The sequence below is a fragment of the Bradyrhizobium cosmicum genome (genome assembly GCF_032290525.1).
GTDB classification, from domain to species: domain Bacteria; phylum Pseudomonadota; class Alphaproteobacteria; order Rhizobiales; family Xanthobacteraceae; genus Bradyrhizobium; species Bradyrhizobium cosmicum_A.
This window is the reverse complement of sequence record NZ_JASXTA010000004.1, coordinates 373176-389473: the sequence shown is the minus strand read 5'-3', so window position 1 is coordinate 389473 and position 16298 is coordinate 373176. Positions and strand designations below refer to the sequence as shown.

17 protein-coding genes are annotated in these 16298 nt (G+C 64.3%); 8 read left to right on the top strand and 9 right to left on the bottom strand.

Annotated elements, in window-relative coordinates; genetic code table 11:
* Position 1: 1 nt before the first annotated feature.
* From QSV46_RS10265 to QSV46_RS10250, 4 genes are all read right to left on the bottom strand, one after another.
* The gene (locus QSV46_RS10265) at positions 2-295 is read right to left on the bottom strand and encodes a BrnA antitoxin family protein (protein ID WP_314949897.1); all 294 of its coding nucleotides are present in this window, start codon (positions 293-295) and stop codon (positions 2-4) included.
* Positions 276-536, bottom strand: coding sequence for a BrnT family toxin (locus QSV46_RS10260; RefSeq protein WP_314949895.1), 261 nt, complete (start codon positions 534-536; stop codon positions 276-278). The genes QSV46_RS10265 and QSV46_RS10260 overlap by 20 nt, the downstream gene beginning before the upstream one ends.
* A 106-nt stretch (positions 537-642) precedes the next feature.
* A complete protein-coding gene (locus QSV46_RS10255) occupies positions 643-1353 on the bottom strand; it encodes a peptidoglycan-binding domain-containing protein (protein ID WP_314949893.1) in 711 nt (236 codons plus the stop codon).
* Entirely contained in the window at positions 1346-3202 is a 1857-nt protein-coding gene (locus QSV46_RS10250; protein ID WP_314949891.1) for a PAS domain-containing sensor histidine kinase, read from the bottom strand. Before QSV46_RS10250 ends, QSV46_RS10255 begins: the two co-directional genes overlap by 8 nt.
* Before the next feature lie 408 nt (positions 3203-3610).
* On the opposite strand from QSV46_RS10250, the gene QSV46_RS10245 reads away from it, so the two are divergent.
* Together QSV46_RS10245 and QSV46_RS10240 are read left to right on the top strand one after the other, a co-directional pair.
* A complete protein-coding gene (locus QSV46_RS10245; RefSeq protein WP_314949890.1) occupies positions 3611-4039 on the top strand; it encodes a DUF5330 domain-containing protein in 429 nt (142 codons plus the stop codon).
* Positions 4040-4107: 68 nt separating this feature from the next.
* Entirely contained in the window at positions 4108-4536 is a 429-nt protein-coding gene (locus QSV46_RS10240; RefSeq protein WP_314949888.1) for a SufE family protein, read from the top strand.
* 106 nt (positions 4537-4642) lie between these two features.
* Here the strand turns inward: QSV46_RS10240 and QSV46_RS10235 are convergent, their stop codons facing one another.
* Together QSV46_RS10235 and QSV46_RS10230 are read right to left on the bottom strand one after the other, a co-directional pair.
* Entirely contained in the window at positions 4643-5059 is a 417-nt protein-coding gene (locus QSV46_RS10235) for a MucR family transcriptional regulator (protein ID WP_270169114.1), read from the bottom strand.
* A 159-nt stretch (positions 5060-5218) separates the two neighbouring features.
* Positions 5219-6085, bottom strand: coding sequence for a DUF308 domain-containing protein (locus tag QSV46_RS10230; protein ID WP_314949885.1), 867 nt, complete (start codon positions 6083-6085; stop codon positions 5219-5221).
* Positions 6086-6397: 312 nt separating this feature from the next.
* Here QSV46_RS10230 and QSV46_RS10225 point away from each other — a divergent pair, with 312 nt between their 5' ends.
* Together QSV46_RS10225 and QSV46_RS10220 are read left to right on the top strand one after the other, a co-directional pair.
* Positions 6398-8047: an ArnT family glycosyltransferase gene (locus QSV46_RS10225; RefSeq protein ID WP_314949883.1), complete on the top strand. Its 1650-nt coding sequence runs from the start codon at positions 6398-6400 to the stop codon at positions 8045-8047.
* Positions 8048-8240: 193 nt separating this feature from the next.
* Positions 8241-9020 (top strand): class II aldolase/adducin family protein, encoded by a 780-nt coding sequence (locus QSV46_RS10220; protein ID WP_314949881.1) that lies wholly within the window; start codon positions 8241-8243, stop codon positions 9018-9020.
* Positions 9021-9224: 204 nt separating this feature from the next.
* On the opposite strand, the gene QSV46_RS10215 is transcribed toward QSV46_RS10220, so the two are convergent.
* From QSV46_RS10215 to QSV46_RS10205, 3 genes are all read right to left on the bottom strand, one after another.
* Positions 9225-10619 (bottom strand): M20/M25/M40 family metallo-hydrolase, encoded by a 1395-nt coding sequence (locus QSV46_RS10215; protein ID WP_314949879.1) that lies wholly within the window; start codon positions 10617-10619, stop codon positions 9225-9227.
* A 39-nt stretch (positions 10620-10658) separates the two neighbouring features.
* Positions 10659-11987, bottom strand: coding sequence for a glycosyltransferase family 87 protein (locus QSV46_RS10210; protein WP_314949878.1), 1329 nt, complete (start codon positions 11985-11987; stop codon positions 10659-10661).
* A 129-nt stretch (positions 11988-12116) separates the two neighbouring features.
* Positions 12117-13742 (bottom strand): helicase HerA-like domain-containing protein, encoded by a 1626-nt coding sequence (locus QSV46_RS10205; protein ID WP_314949876.1) that lies wholly within the window; start codon positions 13740-13742, stop codon positions 12117-12119.
* Between the two features lie 348 nt (positions 13743-14090).
* Here QSV46_RS10205 and QSV46_RS10200 point away from each other — a divergent pair, with 348 nt between their 5' ends.
* From QSV46_RS10200 to folB, 4 genes are all read left to right on the top strand, one after another.
* Positions 14091-14456: a DUF2267 domain-containing protein gene (locus QSV46_RS10200; protein WP_314949874.1), complete on the top strand. Its 366-nt coding sequence runs from the start codon at positions 14091-14093 to the stop codon at positions 14454-14456.
* Between the two features lie 24 nt (positions 14457-14480).
* Complete coding sequence (locus QSV46_RS10195; RefSeq protein WP_314949873.1) at positions 14481-14888, top strand: DUF4332 domain-containing protein; 408 nt, start codon at positions 14481-14483, stop codon at positions 14886-14888.
* A gap of 193 nt (positions 14889-15081) precedes the next feature.
* A complete protein-coding gene (gene folP / locus QSV46_RS10190) occupies positions 15082-15933 on the top strand; it encodes a dihydropteroate synthase (protein ID WP_314949985.1) in 852 nt (283 codons plus the stop codon).
* A complete protein-coding gene (folB, locus tag QSV46_RS10185; protein ID WP_314949872.1) occupies positions 15930-16298 on the top strand; it encodes a dihydroneopterin aldolase in 369 nt (122 codons plus the stop codon). Before folP ends, folB begins: the two co-directional genes overlap by 4 nt.

Sequence of the window (16298 nt, the reverse complement as noted above, 5' to 3'; positions counted from 1 at the left end):
ACTAACCGGTGGCAGAGCTGCGCTTGCGCTTCACCACCTTGACGAGCGCTTCGTCAATCCGGCTCTGCCAACCTGGGCCCTCAGCCTTGAAATAGTCGACTACGACAGGGCTCAGGCGCAAGGTTACCTGTCGCTTTGTGGGGGCTTTATTGGGGCCGCGGCCCTTTCGCAGGCCCGGGAAGACCTCGTCGAAAGTCTTGGCCCTGGCGAAGTCCTTCTGTGTCCATTCCGGATTATCACTCACCGCGCGCATGTCCCGCGGGGTGTAACCCTTCTTAGCGGCGACTCTCTTCATAGAGCTCCCTTTCCTTCTTGCTGGCAGGGCGCATGCTGATAATGCTGACGCCCTCGGTCCCGCGGGTCGCGAAGATAACCGCGACGGCGCCACGAATGTTGAGGCCGATCGCGCGCCAGCGGTTGCGATATGCGGCCAAGACCAAGGCATTTTCGAAGAAGGCTTCGTTGAGATCAGCGAAATCCATCCCGTGCTTGTCGAGATTGGCTCGGCGCTTTGGCTCATCCCAAACGATCTTCACAAGGTTATTTTGTAACTACAAAATAACCTGAAGTCAATTGTGCCCGTCACCCGCCGCGCAATGGCAACGGCGACGATTGGATTATGGATGCGCGCAAGCAGGACGATTATTCGACGGGATGGCCAATCGCGGCCGCGAGCTCGCGCAGCAGGCGGTCGGACACCTGGCCGGTAACCTGCATCTTGTGCTCGCGCTCGAATTTCTGAATCGCGGACTGGGTCTCGGCGCCGATCGTGCCCGTGATCTTCAAATTGCCGTAGCCGTATTCGGACAGCGCGCGCTGCACGCCGGCGATGCGCCGCGCGGCCGGGCTCTGCTGCACCGGGACCGGCGCCGGCGGACGCATCACGGATGGCGACGCCGCGGTTGTTTGCTTGACCAGATTGGTCATCGGATCGCTGCCCGAGCGCGGCGTCGACGCGGTCGCCTCGACGGGCCTTTCGGGCGGCTTCTCGGCGGCACGCTCGACAGGCTTCGGCTCGACGCGAAACTCGGTCGCCTTCGGCTCGAGCGGCGAGGTATCAGCCCCGACGGGTCGCGGACGCGGCAACGGGTTCGACAGCGGCACGGAGGACGGCGCGGGAAGATTGATCACGGTGCCGAACATCGGCGCCGGATGCCGGCCGGTCTGCAGGAACAGCGCGTTGGCAACGATAGCGCCGATCGCGGCGACGGCGACGAGGCCGGCCAGCGTATCCTTGGGGCTGTGCAGCAGCACGCGCATCACGAGGTTGCGCTCGGTCTCGACATCGATGGCCGCGGCCTTGGCGCCACGGCGGCGCGGAGCGGCTTGGTCCTTGGCAGACTTCTTAGGCACTTTTCTTCACCAGAGCGGGTTGGTCGTGAAGGTGTTCCAGAGTTTCCTGGCGCGGCACCGGCGTCAAGGTCGCGATCTTGTTCTCGGGCACCTTGGCTTGCGGAGGCGTGTAGACAAGCGGCAGCTTGACGGTGACGGCCGTGCCCTCCCCGAGCCTGCTTTGTACCGTCAATTCGCCGAGATGCAACGCCACCAGACTCTTCACGATGGAAAGTCCGAGGCCCGTGCCTTCGTGGCGCCGCTGATAGGTCTTGCCGGCCTGGAAGAACGGCGCGCCGATGCGCTCGAGGTCGTCGGGCGCGATGCCGACGCCGGTATCACTGATGTGCAATGTGAGCTGCGCGCCCGTCACCGCGGCGCTGACCGAGACCTGACCGCCACGCTCGGTGAACTTGATGGCGTTGGCGACGAGGTTGAGCACGATCTGCTTGAAAGCGCGCGGATCGCCCGTCATGACCGGCAAGTCCTGCGGCGCATCGGTGATGAGGTCGATGCCGTTCTCCCGCGCCTTCAGCGCGAGCAGATTGCAGCAATGCATCAGCGAGGCGCGCGGCGCGAACGGCTCCGACGCGATCTCGAAATTGCCCGACTCCATCTTCGACATGTCGAGGATGCCGTTGACCAGCGACAACAGGTGCTGGCCGGAATCGTTTATGAGTTGGGCATATTCCTTGCGCTGGGCCGGGCCCAGCATCAGGGTCTGCTCCTGCGCGATCATCTCGGAGAAGCCGATGATGGCATTGAGCGGCGTGCGCAGCTCGTGGCTCATGGTGGCGAGGAAGCGCGTCTTGGCGGCATCGGCCGCCTCCGCAGCGCTGCGGGCCTGATCGAGCGCCTGCTCCGAAAGCTTGCGATCCGTGACGTCGCGCATCACGCCGACGACTTCGGCCTCGCACGTGGCATCACCGTAAGGATTCTGGCGCGCCATATCCCGGTCGAGCGGACGGCAGCGCATCTCGACCCAGATGAAATCGACCTGACCGCGCTCGGAGCCGGCAGGCTCCCGCCGCAGCCGGAACTCGACGCTGCGCAGGTTGCCGCGCGCGGCATCCGACAAAGCGGTGAGATAGGCCGGACGATCGGCGACATGGACGCGGTCGAACAGGCCGTGGCCGAGCAACTGCGCCACTGATAGGCCGAGCATGGCTTCCGCCGCCGGCGAGATGAACTGCACCGCGCCGTTGCGCTGATGCCGCGAGATGACGTCGCTCATGTTGCGCGCGAGCAGCCGATAGCGCTCTTCCTCGCGCGACAACAGCGCGACGCTAGTGCGCGCGAGTGACTCGGCACCGAAGGCGAGACCCGCGGCATAGAGCGTCCCCAAGGCGACGCCGAACGCCATCAGCACGCCGCGTTCTGCGGCGCTGGTGTCTGCCGACGGCAGCCAGCCGAGCTGGCTGACGAAAATCAGGACGCCGGCGCAGGACAGCGCAAGCAGGGAAGCGAAGGCCGCGACGCGGCGCGAGGCCGACAGCGCGGCTTCGAGGGGAACCACGACCAGCCAGATCGCAGCAAAAGATTCGATACCGCCGGTGCTGCCCGCGATCGCCATGATCAGACCCGCAAGCGCCAGCGACGACAACACATGCGCGCCTTCGTAGCGGCCGGTGCGCGACAGGAACCAGGACAAGAGAATGGGCGCGATCAGCCAGGCAAAGGCCGCAACCTCGATCGCGCTCGGCGCGCCGCGCATGGCAAGATAGACCGGGAACGCGGCAAACGCCGCCAGGCTGCCGAGCAGCCGCGGCGCCATGAAGGCACGATGGCGTGCTCGCGTCAGCGCGTCGTAGCGCGCGGAGGGATGCAGCAGCGCATCGAGACAATCGCGGATGATACTCAAAACTGTCACGGGTCTCGCGCTTCGGCTCACTCGTCTGGAAGACGCGCCGGAACGCCTCCTTATCGTTGAGCCACCGTGTCAGAGCGACCTTAAACGAGTGCTAAGGCGAGGCGGCGCGCGGCCGGACACCGTGTCATCGCGGAGATTTTTAGGCGATTTGGCGATGTCATCATCGAGGATGGTGAACACGGAGTTTCACCACGCCCGTCATGGTTTCGAATTCGTGGATGGGCAAATCCGGCGAAATTACGAGCGTTGCCGTCAACCGAAAATTTACGAGGCCGGCGCTTGCGAAGATTTCTGCGTAAATTTTCCGCGAATTAAGCGGAAGGCAATCACTTGCGATTTATCGAGAGTTGCTAGGTCCGACGCCTCGCGGGGATCGCCGCGGCGGGATCTAACATACAGGTCGACAAGATGCGCTTTCTGCTCCGCATCACATTCTGGCTCGGGCTGGTGCTGGTGCTCCTGCCGCGGGACAAGACGCCCGAATCGGAGAAGCTGCCGCAGATCGGCGCTGCCGATGCGGTGCAGGCTGCGACCGCGGCCGTCTCCGACGTGACCCAGTTCTGCAAGCGCCAGCCGGCGGCCTGCGAGGTCGGCGGACAGGCCGCGACCATCATCGGCCAGCGCGCCCAGGACGGCGCGAAGAAGCTCTACCAGATCATCAACGACAAGAAGGAGCAGCTCGAGAAGACCGACAAGAACGACAAGAAGGCGCCCGACCACACCGGCTCGATCGCGCTGGCCGGCGAAGGCGACATGGCTGCAAGCGAGACGCTGCGCGACACCCTGAGCCAGGACGACCTCGCGCTGGAATGGCGCGGACCAACGGCGGCCAATTAGGCCCCAAGCCCTATCGATTTCACGCCCTTGCGTCCCTATATTGGTCTGAACGGGAACTTTGGGCCAGCATGACGACGATTGACGAAATCAGGGACAATTTCGAGATTCTGGACGAGTGGGACGACCGCTACCGGTACGTCATCGAGCTCGGCCGTACCCTGGAACCTTTGCCCGAGGCAGAGCACTCCGCCGAGAACAAGGTGAATGGCTGCGTCAGCCAGGTCTGGCTTCAGAAGCTGGTCGACCGCGATGGCGGCGTGCCGATCCTGAAATATCGCGGCGACAGCGACGCGCATATCGTGCGCGGGCTGGTCGCGATCGTGCTCGCGCTCTATTCGGGCCGCACGCCGCAGGAGATTCTTGCGACCGATGCGATCGCGGTGTTCGACGAGTTCGGCTTCCGCGATCATCTGACGCCGCAGCGCTCCAACGGCCTGCGCTCGATGGTCGAGCGTATCAAGACCGACGCGAAAGAAGCGCTCGCGGAAGCTTCGTAGAGTGGGCAAAGCGAAGCGTCCCACCAATTTCTAAGTGCGATCGACGAGAGCTGGTGGACACAGCGCAAGAGCGCCTTTGCCCACCCTACGAGATCCGAGGCCTGAACTACTTCCGCTTGCGCTGCTGCTGTCCGAGGCCCATCTGCTTCGCCAGTTGCGAGCGCGCCACTGCGTAGTTCGGGGCGACCATGGGGTAGTCGGCCGGCAGGCCCCATTTCTCGCGATATTGCTCGGGCGTCATGTTGTACTGGGTGCGCAGATGGCGCTTCAGCGACTTGAAGCGCTTGCCGTCTTCGAGGCACACCAGATAGTCCGGGGCGATCGACTTCTTCAGCGACACCGCAGGCTTCGACGGTTCGAGCGGTGCCGCCTCTGTACGGCCCGACGAAACCCGCACGAGGGCGCCATGCACCTGGCTGATCAGGTTCGGAATCTCGGCGGCCGGCGTCGGATTGTTGCCGACATAGGCCGACACGATGCTCGCCGTCAGCTCAATGAAATTCTTTGCCCCGGCATCCGACATGGTCCCGATCTCTCTCTCGCCTTGCGTCCCGCGGGATTGACGACGCCAAAGTATTCCGTGTCAACAATACGTTCGGCTGAAACAAGACGACTGACGAATATGAACTGGTTACTGACGACCTGAAAAGATCGATGCCGCTCTACTTGGACAATGCCGGTCTCAGCCGCGCTGGTCCAGATGCGCACGCAGTTCGTCGATCGAGGCAAAGCGCATCATGCCTTCCGGCATCTGCGCTTCGATCGAGCCGTCGGAATAGAGCGAATAGGCCATGCCGTCGACGATGCCGGATTTCAGCACGGTCACGGGCGCCGGTTCGACCGCCGGAGCCGGTTCGGATGCAGGCGGCGGCGTTGCTTCCGCAAAGGTCGATGGCGAATGCGGCGGCGGACGACGCGCGGCGGACGGCGACTCCGGTGGCCGCATACGGTCCGGCCTGGGCCAGGCGTCGTCGAAGCTCGCGGGCGGACTTTCCGGGGCGCCGGGCCCCGGGGATTCGTCATGGGGCTGCGGCGGCAAGCCCTCGCTTCCCTTCGCCTCTGCCCGCTCGCGCTCCCTGCGGGACGTCGAGGCGAACAGCAGGTTGCGACGGCGCGGTGCCTCCGGGGCCGCAGACGGCGGCGGGCCTTCCGACGGCGGCGGCGCTTCGACGCGCGGACGCTCGCGCGCGGCGGCTTCGTTCTGCCACGGCGGCGGCCCTCCGGCGGGCGGTGGCGGCGGTGCCGGCTCGATCCTCATTGCCGATGACGGCTCGGGCGGGGGCACACCAGGCATTGCGAGACCCGGCAGCACGGGCCTGACCCGAACGTCGGATGGCACGGCTGATCCGGCCAGCCGGCGGGCGATGCCCTTCAATTCCATCACCACGACGTGGAGGCCGGCCAGTAACATTCCGGAGCAGACGCCAATGGTGCCGGAGATTATGAGAGTGCTGCCGAGACTGAAGTCCCTGACGGTGTAGCCGAACAGGATCGCAAGGAGGCCCGCCACGACGGCGAAAATCCCCGTGATCAACAATGCCAACGTCATCGAACTCACCCCCGGCCGCGCATCCACACGCGACACCCGTTGCGCCACGATACCGTCATACGATGTTCCACGCCAACGGCCAATTGTGGGCAGCGTTCCTAAAGGGAAGGAAATCAGGGACTTATTCACATTCCCTTCAGCTACGGCTCGCTACTGTTAACGTGCTCTCAAGTGGTCGGATTTGCTGCGTCGCATCAGGAATTTAGCCATAATGCCCAATTACTTGGTAATGGAACTGCGCTATAGGGATTCCGGGGAAGTGGCCCACGCGCACCGGCAGGGCCAAGAGGGGATTCCGGGTCACCAATAGCCATGACATCCATCACGACGTCAGCGATCGACACGCCGCTGCGGCGCTCGGTTGAACGGACTTGCGACGATCTTGCCATGCTGGTGCTGGCCGCGGTCGCCGTCATCGCAGGCCTGACCTTCCGCGACTACGGGCTCGGCTGGGACGATTATACTCACGCTGAATATGCCGACCTGCTGCTGCGCATGTTCGGTTCCGGCTTCAAGGACACCGCGGCGCTCTCCTTCGCCAATCTCTACATGTATGGCGGCGGCTTCGACATGGTCGCAGCCCTCCTGCACAAGGTCATTCCGCTCGAGCTGTTCGAGACGCGACGCCTGGTCGGCGCGATCGTCGGCGTGATCGGACTTGCGGTGACGTGGCGGCTCGGTCGCCGCATCGGCGGGCCCCTTGCCGGTCTTGCCTCGCTCCTGCTGCTCGCGCTGTGCCCGATCTTCTACGGCCACATGTTCATGAACCCGAAGGATGCGCCCTTCGCGGTCGCCATGATCATCCTGATGCTCGGCCTCGTGCGGCTCGCCGAGGAATATCCGCAGCCGTCGCCGCGCACGATCCTGATCGTCGGCCTCGGTGCCGGCCTCGCGCTCGGCACGCGCATCCTTGGCGGCCTCTCGCTGGTCTACGCCGTGATCGGCTTCCTGCCGCTGTTCCTGGAGGAACTGCGCAACGAAGGCCTGCGCGAATCGGTCCGCCGTTTCGCCCATGTCGTCTACGTGCTGCTGCCCGGCCTCGTGCTCGGCTATCTCGTGATGGGCCTGATCTGGCCGTGGTCGATCATGGAGCCCGGCAATCCCTTCGAGGCGCTGACCTATTTCTCGCACTTCTTCGAAAAGCCCTGGAAGGAGATGTTCGACGGCGCGATCGTGTCCGTGCCGGACATGCCGTGGTCCTATCTGCCGACGCTGTTCGCGCTCCAGCTCCCCGAGGTGATGCTGGTGCTGATGGGCGGCGCCGTGGTCAGCACTTTTGCGATACTGCCGCGAAGCGAGGTTCCGGCGCGCCGCAAGACCATCCTCTTGATGCTGACGCTTGCCGCGACCCTGCCGCTCGCGATCGCGATGGTGAAGCGGCCGGCGCTCTACAACGGCATCCGCCATTTCATCTTCGTGATCCCGCCGATGGCGGTGCTCGGCGGCGTCGGCTTCGGCTGGGCGATGGAGCGGCTGCGCGCCAATCACCGCACCTGGCAACCGGTCGTGCTCGCCACCTTCTGCTTCGGTCTCGCGCTCTCCCTCGCCGAGATGATCCGGCTGCATCCCTATCAGTACACCCATTTCAACCACATCGCCGGCACGGTGCGCGGCGCCGACGACCGCTTCATGCTGGACTATTGGGGCCTCGCGCTGAAGCAGGCCTCGGACGAGCTGCGCGAGCAGATCGTCGAACGGCAGGAAATCGCACCCGGCAATCGCAAATGGAAGGTCGCGGTGTGCGGTCCGCAGCGCCCCGCCCAGGTCGCGCTCGGACCCGACTTCACCATCGGCTGGGATTCCAACGCGGCCGATTTCGCGATGACGCTCGGCGAGTTCTACTGCAAGGGCCTCACTGCGCCCGTGATGGTCGAGATCAAGCGCGACGACGTGGTGTTCGCCCGCGTCTACGACATCCGCGGCCGCAGCATTTCCAGCCTACTGTCGATCCCGGCGCCATAATATTGTTCTCCAGGCGAAGCGAAATCCGCGACAGCCTCCCGCATTCCGCTTCCACCTTTGCGCTTCGGGCTAGGGCGGGCAAGTCGCTGCATGCGGGCTACGCTGGACTGCCGCGCGCCGCCCGCGCCTTGCCGCCGCCCCCAACCGCGACTACGCTCCCGCCCCGCAACAACGATGTTCGGAGAGATTTGCCATGTCGCCAGCGGAAGCCCGCCTGAAGGAAGTGCCGTCGAACATGACGGAGGCCGAGTGGCAGCAACGGGTCAATCTCGCCGCCTGCTATCGCCTCGTCGCGCTGTACGGCTGGGACGATCTGGTCGATACCCACATCTCCGCCCGCGTGCCCGGCCCCGAGCATCACTTCCTCATCAATCCCTACGGGCTGATGTTCGACGAGATCACGGCGTCGAGCCTCGTCAAGGTCGATTTGCACGGCAACCAGCTCTCCGAGAGCGAGTACAGCGTCAACCCGGCCGGCTTCACCATCCATTCGGCGATCCACGAGGTGCGCGAGGACGCGATCTGCGTGCTGCATCTCCACACCCTCGACGGGACCGCGGTGTCGAGCAGCGCGGAAGGCCTGCTGCCGCTGAACCAGACCGCCCAGCTCGTCACCCACGACCTCGCCTATCACGATTATGAAGGCATCGCGCTCGACCACGACGAGCGGCCGCGGCTGCAGAAGGATCTCGGCGACCACAACCACATGCTGCTGCGGAACCACGGCACGCTGACGGTCGGCCGCTCGGTCGCCTCCGCCTTCGAGCGCATGTATCACCTCGAGCGCGCCTGCTCGATGCAGGTGCGCACCCGCGCGCTCGGCACGCCGATCTATCCGGTCGACGACGTCGCGATCGACAAGAACACCGAGCTGCTCGCCAACCGCGACCGCGCCGAGCTGCGCGCGACCAACCTCGTCTGGCCGCCGCTGCTGCGCAAGCTCGACCGCGAGCTTCCGGGCTACCGGTCTTGAGATTTTGCGGATTTCGTGTAGGCTAGCGGGCAACTGACCTCTACGCCTTTTGGAATGAAACGCCGCCCAATTCCGGGCGGCGTTTTTGTTTGCAAGATCTCGTAGGGTGGGCAAAGCGAAGCGTGCCCACCTCTTCTCTTGCGAACGCGGAGCGATGGTGGGCACGGCGCATTGCGCCTTTGCCCACCCTTACGGCACCGTGCCCTATTTCACCTCCGCCAGCGCTGCGAGGATTCTTGCCCAGGAGCGGATGCCCTTCTGGAAACTTCGCAGGTCGTACTTCTCGTTCGGCGAGTGGATGTTGTCGTCATCCAATCCAAAGCCGACCAGCAGCGAGTCCAGGCCCAGCGTGCGCTTGAAATCGGCGACGATCGGAATCGAGGCGCCCGAGCCCATCAGCACGGTTTCCTTGCCCCACTCCTCCGTCAGCGCCTTGCTGGCGGCGGCGAGCGGCTTCATGTTCCAGTCGAGTGCGACCGCGGGCGCGGCGGAATGGTCGCCGAACTCGACCTTGCAGTCGCCGGGAATGCGGGCGCTCACGTAATTGCGAAAAGCCTTGCGGATCCTTTGGGGATCCTGTCCCTCGACCAGGCGGAACGAGACCTTGGCTGAAGCGTGCGAGGGGATCACCGTCTTGGAGCCCTCGCCGATGTAGCCGCCCCAGATGCCGTTGACGTCACAGGTCGGACGCGAGGAGGCCTGCTCGATCAGCAGCCGGCCCTTCTCGCCCGCCGGGATCGACAGGCCGATCGGCTTCAAAAACATCTCGGGCGTCAGGTTGAGCTTCTTCCACTGCTCGAGAATGTCCGGCGGCAGATCTTTCACGCCATCATAGAAGCCGGGGATGGTGATGCGGTTGTCGTCGTCGAACAGTCCGCCGAGAATCCTCGTCAGCACCCGGATCGGGTTCATCGCGCTGCCGCCGAACACGCCGGAATGCAGATCGCGATTGGCGGCGGTGATCTTCAGCTCTTCGTAGAGCAGGCCGCGCAGCGACGTCGTGATCGCCGGCGTGTTGCGGTCCCACATGCCGGTGTCGCAGACCAGCACGTAGTCCGCCCTGAACTCGTCCTTGTTGGCTTCGATGAAGGGCACGAAATTCTTCGAGCCGACCTCCTCCTCGCCCTCGATCAGAAAGGTGACGTCGATCGGCAGCGATCCCGTCACCTTCTTCCAGGCGCGGCAGGCCTCGACGAAGGTCATGACCTGACCCTTGTCGTCCTCGGCGCCGCGCGCGACGATGATCTTGCGGCCGTCGGCATGGTCGGTGACGACGGGCTCGAACGGCGGACGATGCCAGAGATCCAGCGGATCGACCGGCTGCACGTCGTAATGGCCGTAGAAGATCACATGCGGCCGTCCGCCTGCCTCGGTCTTGCCGACGATGGCGGGATGGCCGGCGGTCGGCCTCACTTCGGTCGCGACGCCGAGGCTCGCGATGTCCTTGGCCAGATGCTCGGCCGCCGCCTTGCAATCCGCGGCAAAGGCCGGGTCCGCCGAGATCGACTTGATCCGCAACAGCGAGAACAGACGCTCCAGGCTGTTGTCAAAGTCCTTGTCGATGTGGTCGAGCACGGATTGGAGCTGCGCATTGGCCATGGTCGTATTCCCTACTTTGGGTCTCGATAAATCGGGGGCTCAAGGTGTCTGCGCTTTTAGCCCTGTCGCGGTCTCGGGACCAGCCGCAACCGGTGGATGCCGGATGTGCCATGCGAGGCTACCTGCGAGGATCGCCGTGGCAATGAGGTTATTGCCCCAGGCTTGAATCACATTGGGAAACCACGGCAGCGACAGCAGCATCAGGATGCCGGCGGCGCCCAGCGCGAGCCAGGTTCCAAGCCGCACATTCGCCCGCTCGTCGAATGCGGCGCGATGCATCAGCACCGTCATCGGGAAGTACAGCCACATGAAATAGTATTGCCGCGCCAGAGGCGATGCCACCGTCATCAGGCAGAACAGGATGCCGAGCTCCTCTGCATCCGAGCGCGCCGTTCGCCGCCGCTGTGGCGGCATCACCGCGAGAAAGCCGAGCCCGAGCAGGGCCGACATCGCCAGCACGATCCAGTTCGCCGTCCTGTAGTCGACGTCGATGACGTTCATCGTGCGCGGCGGCTTGTTGGGATCTTCCTGATTGTAGTTGATCGGCCGGACCAGGCGGTGCGTGACGGCAATGACGGACTGGTTGACCCACGACCAGTTCTGCTCGTCGCGCTGGCCGAAACCCTTTTCCGAGCTCGTGCCGACCATGCCTTGATACCAGGTCTTGAGCTCGGCCGCGTTGCGCTCGAAGCCGCGGATCGGCGCCGGCACGACATAAAGAAGGATGCCGGTGAAGGCGACCGTCGCGACGACCGCTGCCCATTTCCGCCGCCAGACCAGATAAGGCAGCACCGCGATCGGAAACACCTTGATGGCGGTGGCAAGCGCGAACAGGAATCCTGCGAGCCAGGACCGCTGATGTTGCAGGCACCAGAAGCCCCAGAGCATCATCGCCAGCAGAACGAGGTTCGGCTGGCCGAGGTCGAACTGGTCGAACACGAAGGTCACGGTGGCCACGGCCGGCAGCGCCTCGAGCCACGGACCGGGACTGCGGCCCGATCCGGTCATGGCATTGGAGAACATGCCGGTGTACCACCACGCCACCGCATTCAGGATCGACAGCACGACATAGAGCGGGATCTTGCCGAACCAGCTCGGGATCGCCAGCAGGATCGCCGGCAGCGGTGGATAGATGAACTCGAAATACGCGCGGATGTTGTCGGGATAGAGGGCCCCACCATTGAGAACCTGCTGTCCGGCCCAGTACCACAGCCCGTAATCCTTGGTCTTGCCGTGGCCGAAGATCTCGGGAACGAGCACGTCCGCGGTCAGCAGGACGCAGCAGAACAGGAATAGCAGATCGAGCGGCGCGCGCAGCGAGAGGGTTCTGAGCGCGCCGGGTTTGGGAAACGGGTCGCTTGAGGTCACAATGGGGTCCAGTGAGGGAAGCTAGGATCTAGCAGACCGACGGACGCTTGGAGAGCCCCCTCACCCGAATTTGTAGTGTTCGGCCTCGCCCCGCCTGCCGGGGGCAATAGTGCCGCAAGCTTTGTCTGCCTACCTGCGCAGCAGCCCGCCAAGCGCGCCGCGGACCAGCGTGCGGCCGATCGAGCCACCGAACTGGCCGGCGACCGACTTGCCGATATTGGCCGCCATCCCGCCGATCACCTGGTTGGTGACCGATCGCGTCACGTCGCGCGCGATGACCTGGCCCGCGGACAGGCGGCCGCGCTTGACGTTGGTGCCGAAGATGGTGCCGACGATCGAGCCGATCTGGCCGAGAATGCCGCCCCCACCTGCACCGGCCGCGCCGGCATCGACTGTCGCCGCGGTGCCGGCGATGCGCTTCTGGATCATCTCGTAGGCGGACTCGTCATCGACGGCGGTGTCGTATTTGCCCTTCACCGGGCTTGCATCCATGATCGCCTTGCGTTCTTCCGGCGTGATCGGTCCGATGCGGGCCGATGGCGGCCGGACCATGACGCGCTCGACCATCGCCGGCGTGCCGTTGCCTTCGAGGAAGGACACCAGCGCCTCGCCCTTGCCGAGCTCCATGATCACCTTGGCGGTGTCGAGCTTCGGGTTAGGCCTGAACGTCTGCGCCGCGGCGGCGACCGCCTTCTGGTCGCGCGGGGTGAAGGCGCGCAGCGCATGCTGCACCCGGTTGCCCAGCTGCCCGAGTACGCGATCGGGCACATCGATCGGGTTTTGCGTCACGAAATAGACGCCGACGCCCTTGGACCGGATCAGCCGCACCACCTGCTCGATCTTGTCCATCAGCGCCTTCGGCGCGTCGTTGAACAGCAGATGCGCTTCGTCGAAGAAGAACACCAGCTTCGGCTTCGGCAGGTCGCCGACCTCGGGCAGCTCCTCGAACAGCTCCGACAGCATCCACAGCAGGAATGTCGCGTAAAGCCGTGGGCTCTGCATCAGCTTGTCGGCGACGAGGATGTTGACCATGCCGCGGCCGTCGCGGTCGGTCTTCATGAAGTCCTTCAATGTCAACGCCGGCTCGCCGAAGAACTTTGTGGCGCCCTGGTTCTCCAGCACCAGAAGCTGGCGCTGGATGGTGCCGACGGTGGCCTTGGTGACATTGCCAAATCCCTGCGCCGCCTTCTTGATGTCGGCCAGCGGACTTTCCTCGGCATCCGCGCCCTTCTTGCCGGCATCCGGCACGATGGCATCGAGCAGCGCGCGCAGATCCTTCATGTCGATGAGGGTCATCCCGTTGTCATCGGCGACGCGGAAGGCGACGTTGAGCACGCCTTCCTGCACGTCGTTCAGGTCGAGCATGCGCGCGAGCAGAAGCGGCCCCATCTCGGTGACGGTCGCGCGCACAGGATGGCCCTGTTCGCCGAAAACGTCCCAAAATACCGTTGAAAACTGATCAGGCTGGAACGTCAGCCCCATCTCGGTGGCGCGCTTGACGATGAAGTCTTTGGCTTCCCCGACCTCTGAGATGCCGGAGAGGTCGCCCTTGATGTCCGCCGCGAAGACCGGGACGCCGGCGCGCGCAAATCCTTCCGCCATGACTTGCAGCGTCACCGTCTTTCCGGTTCCGGTTGCACCGGTGACGAGGCCGTGGCGATTGGCGAGCGCCAGCGTCAGCCATGCCTGCTCGTTTCCCTTGCCGACGAAGATCTTGTCGTCGGTATCGCCGAGCTTGCTGTCCTGTGCCGTCATTCTTTTCTCTGATCTTTCTGCCGCGTTTCGCGTGTTGAAACTCAACGCGCCTGTTCCGCAGTTTAACGCATGTCGCGTGCCGATTAAAACCGTTCAACGCGATCCGGGCATGCGACATCGTCGAAAAAGAAGCGGACGACATCAGCCGAAAGTCGGAACGGTGCATTTGCACCGCGGCAATTTTTCGCCGATTCCATCTCCGCTCTTGCATCGCTGCAACACTTTCCGAGCGTTCGCAGATGAATCCGAACGTTGCGTGCGTTCATCGCTTGTATTTCACACCACACCGGCTCAAGATCATTTTTCGAAAGCAATACTCCGGCGTGTAACCGGCTGAGGGGCGGGCTTATGGACGAGCTGATCGGGCGGCTGGCGACAAACGCCAGGATAGACAGTGCTGTCGCCGAAAAGACCGTCGGCATTATCCTCGGCTTCCTCCGCAGCGAAGGTCCCTCCGAGAACGTCGAAGCCCTGATCGATCAAATTCCCGGTGCGGAAGCGGCGATCCAGGCGTCCAGCAGCGGTGGCGGTCTGTCGCGGCTGATGGGCGGCGGCCTGATGGCCGTCGGCACGCGCCTGATGGGCCTGGGACTTGGCATGGCCGAGATTCAGAACGTTGCGCGTGAACTATTCCGCTACGGCCGAGACAAAATCGGAGCGGATCAGATGGGCAAGATCATCGCGGGGACGCCGGGCCTCAGCCAATTCGCCTGAGCGACGCATTTCATATCGAGTATCATGACATATCCGATTTCCGAGATTGAGGGCCTGCCGGCCTTTGCCGCCAACAAGTTGAAGGCACAGGGAATCCGCACGACCGACGCGCTGCTCGAGGCAGCCTCGACCGTGAGGGGCCGCAAGGCACTCTCCACCAAGACCGGCATCAGCGAGCAGCAATTGCTCGAATGGGCCAATGTCTCCGACTACATGCGCATTCCCGGCATGGGCCGGGCCAAGGTCGGTCTCGTCCGCGCCGCCGGCGTCACCACCGTGCGCGAGCTCGCCTATCGGAATCCGGCAAGGCTCGCCCAGAGCATGCGCGAGGCCAACGAGAAGAAGAAGCTGGTCCGCATCCTGCCGTCGGAAAAGTCGGTCGGCGACATCATCGCCAAGGCGAAGAAGCTGCCGCCGAAGATTTCGTACTAGGTCGTCCTCTCTCGGCATACGACCTGCAGCATTAGGTCTCGGTGTCATACCCCGCGAAGGCGGGGTATCCAGTACGCCGCGGCCCCTCCGTATCATCGCAATGCCTCGGAATACTGGATTGCCCGCCTTCGCGGGCAATGACGGCGAGGGCATTGGTCTTGACTCCCCCTCCCCGACCGCTAAAGCGGGCCGCATGAATGCCTCGCTCTCCCCATCCGTCCCGACGGCCGGGACCGACGTGCTGCGGACGCTGCTGGAACGGCCGCTTCCGGCGGTGATGGGCGTGCTCAACGTCACCCCGGACTCCTTCTCCGACGGCGGCGAGTTCATCGCGCCCGGGCTGGCGCTCGAACGGGCGCGGGCGATGGTCGCTGATGGCGTCGACATCATCGATATCGGTGCCGAGTCCACCCGGCCCTATACCGGCGCCAAGGCCGTCACGGCAGCGGACGAACTCGCCCGGCTGAAGCCGGTGCTGGCAGGCGTGGCGGCGCTCGGCGTTCCCGTGTCGATCGACAGCATGAAGGCCGAAGTCGTAGGCTTCGCGCTCGACCAGGGCGCGGCCATCGCCAATGACGTCTGGGGCTTGCAACGAGACGCCGCCATGGCGCCGCTGGTCGCCTCGCGAGGCGTTCCGGTCATCGTCATGCACAACCGCGACAGCGTCGATCCCGCCATCGACATCGTCGCGGACATCAAGGCATTCTTCCTGCGCTCGCTGGATATCGCCGCAAGGGCCGGCATTGCGCGCGAAAAAATCGTGCTCGATCCCGGGATCGGCTTCGGCAAGACGGCCGAGCAGAGCATGATCGCGCTGGCGCGCTTACGCGAGCTCGACATGTTCGGCCTGCCAATCCTCGTGGGTGCCTCGCGAAAACGCTTCATCGCCTCGGTGTCGCCGTCGGAGCCGAAAGAGCGGCTCGCCGGCTCGATCGCCGCGCATCTGATCGCCGCGCAACGCGGCGCCAGGATCATCCGGACCCATGACGTCGCCGAGACCTTGCAGGCCCTGCGGGTCGCCAACGCAATCGAGAGCAAGCAATGACTGATACGATTTTCGTCGCCGGCCTGTCGATCCATGCGCGCCACGGCGTGATGGATCACGAGACCGAGGTCGGCCAGCGGTTTGTCATTGACCTCGAGCTCTATACCGACCTGTCGGAGCCCTCGCGCAGCGACCGGCTGGCCGACACGGTGTCCTACGCCGACGTGGTCGCGACCACGACGGCAGCGTTCAAGAACACCAATTACAAATTGCTTGAACGTGCGGCCGGCGCGGTCGCCGATGCCATCCTCTCGCACTTCCCCCGCATCCGCGCGGTGAAGGTCACCGTGCACAAGCCGCATGCACCGATCGCCGCGATCTTCGACGACGTCGGCATCATGCTGACGCGCTCGCGGCATCCCTGA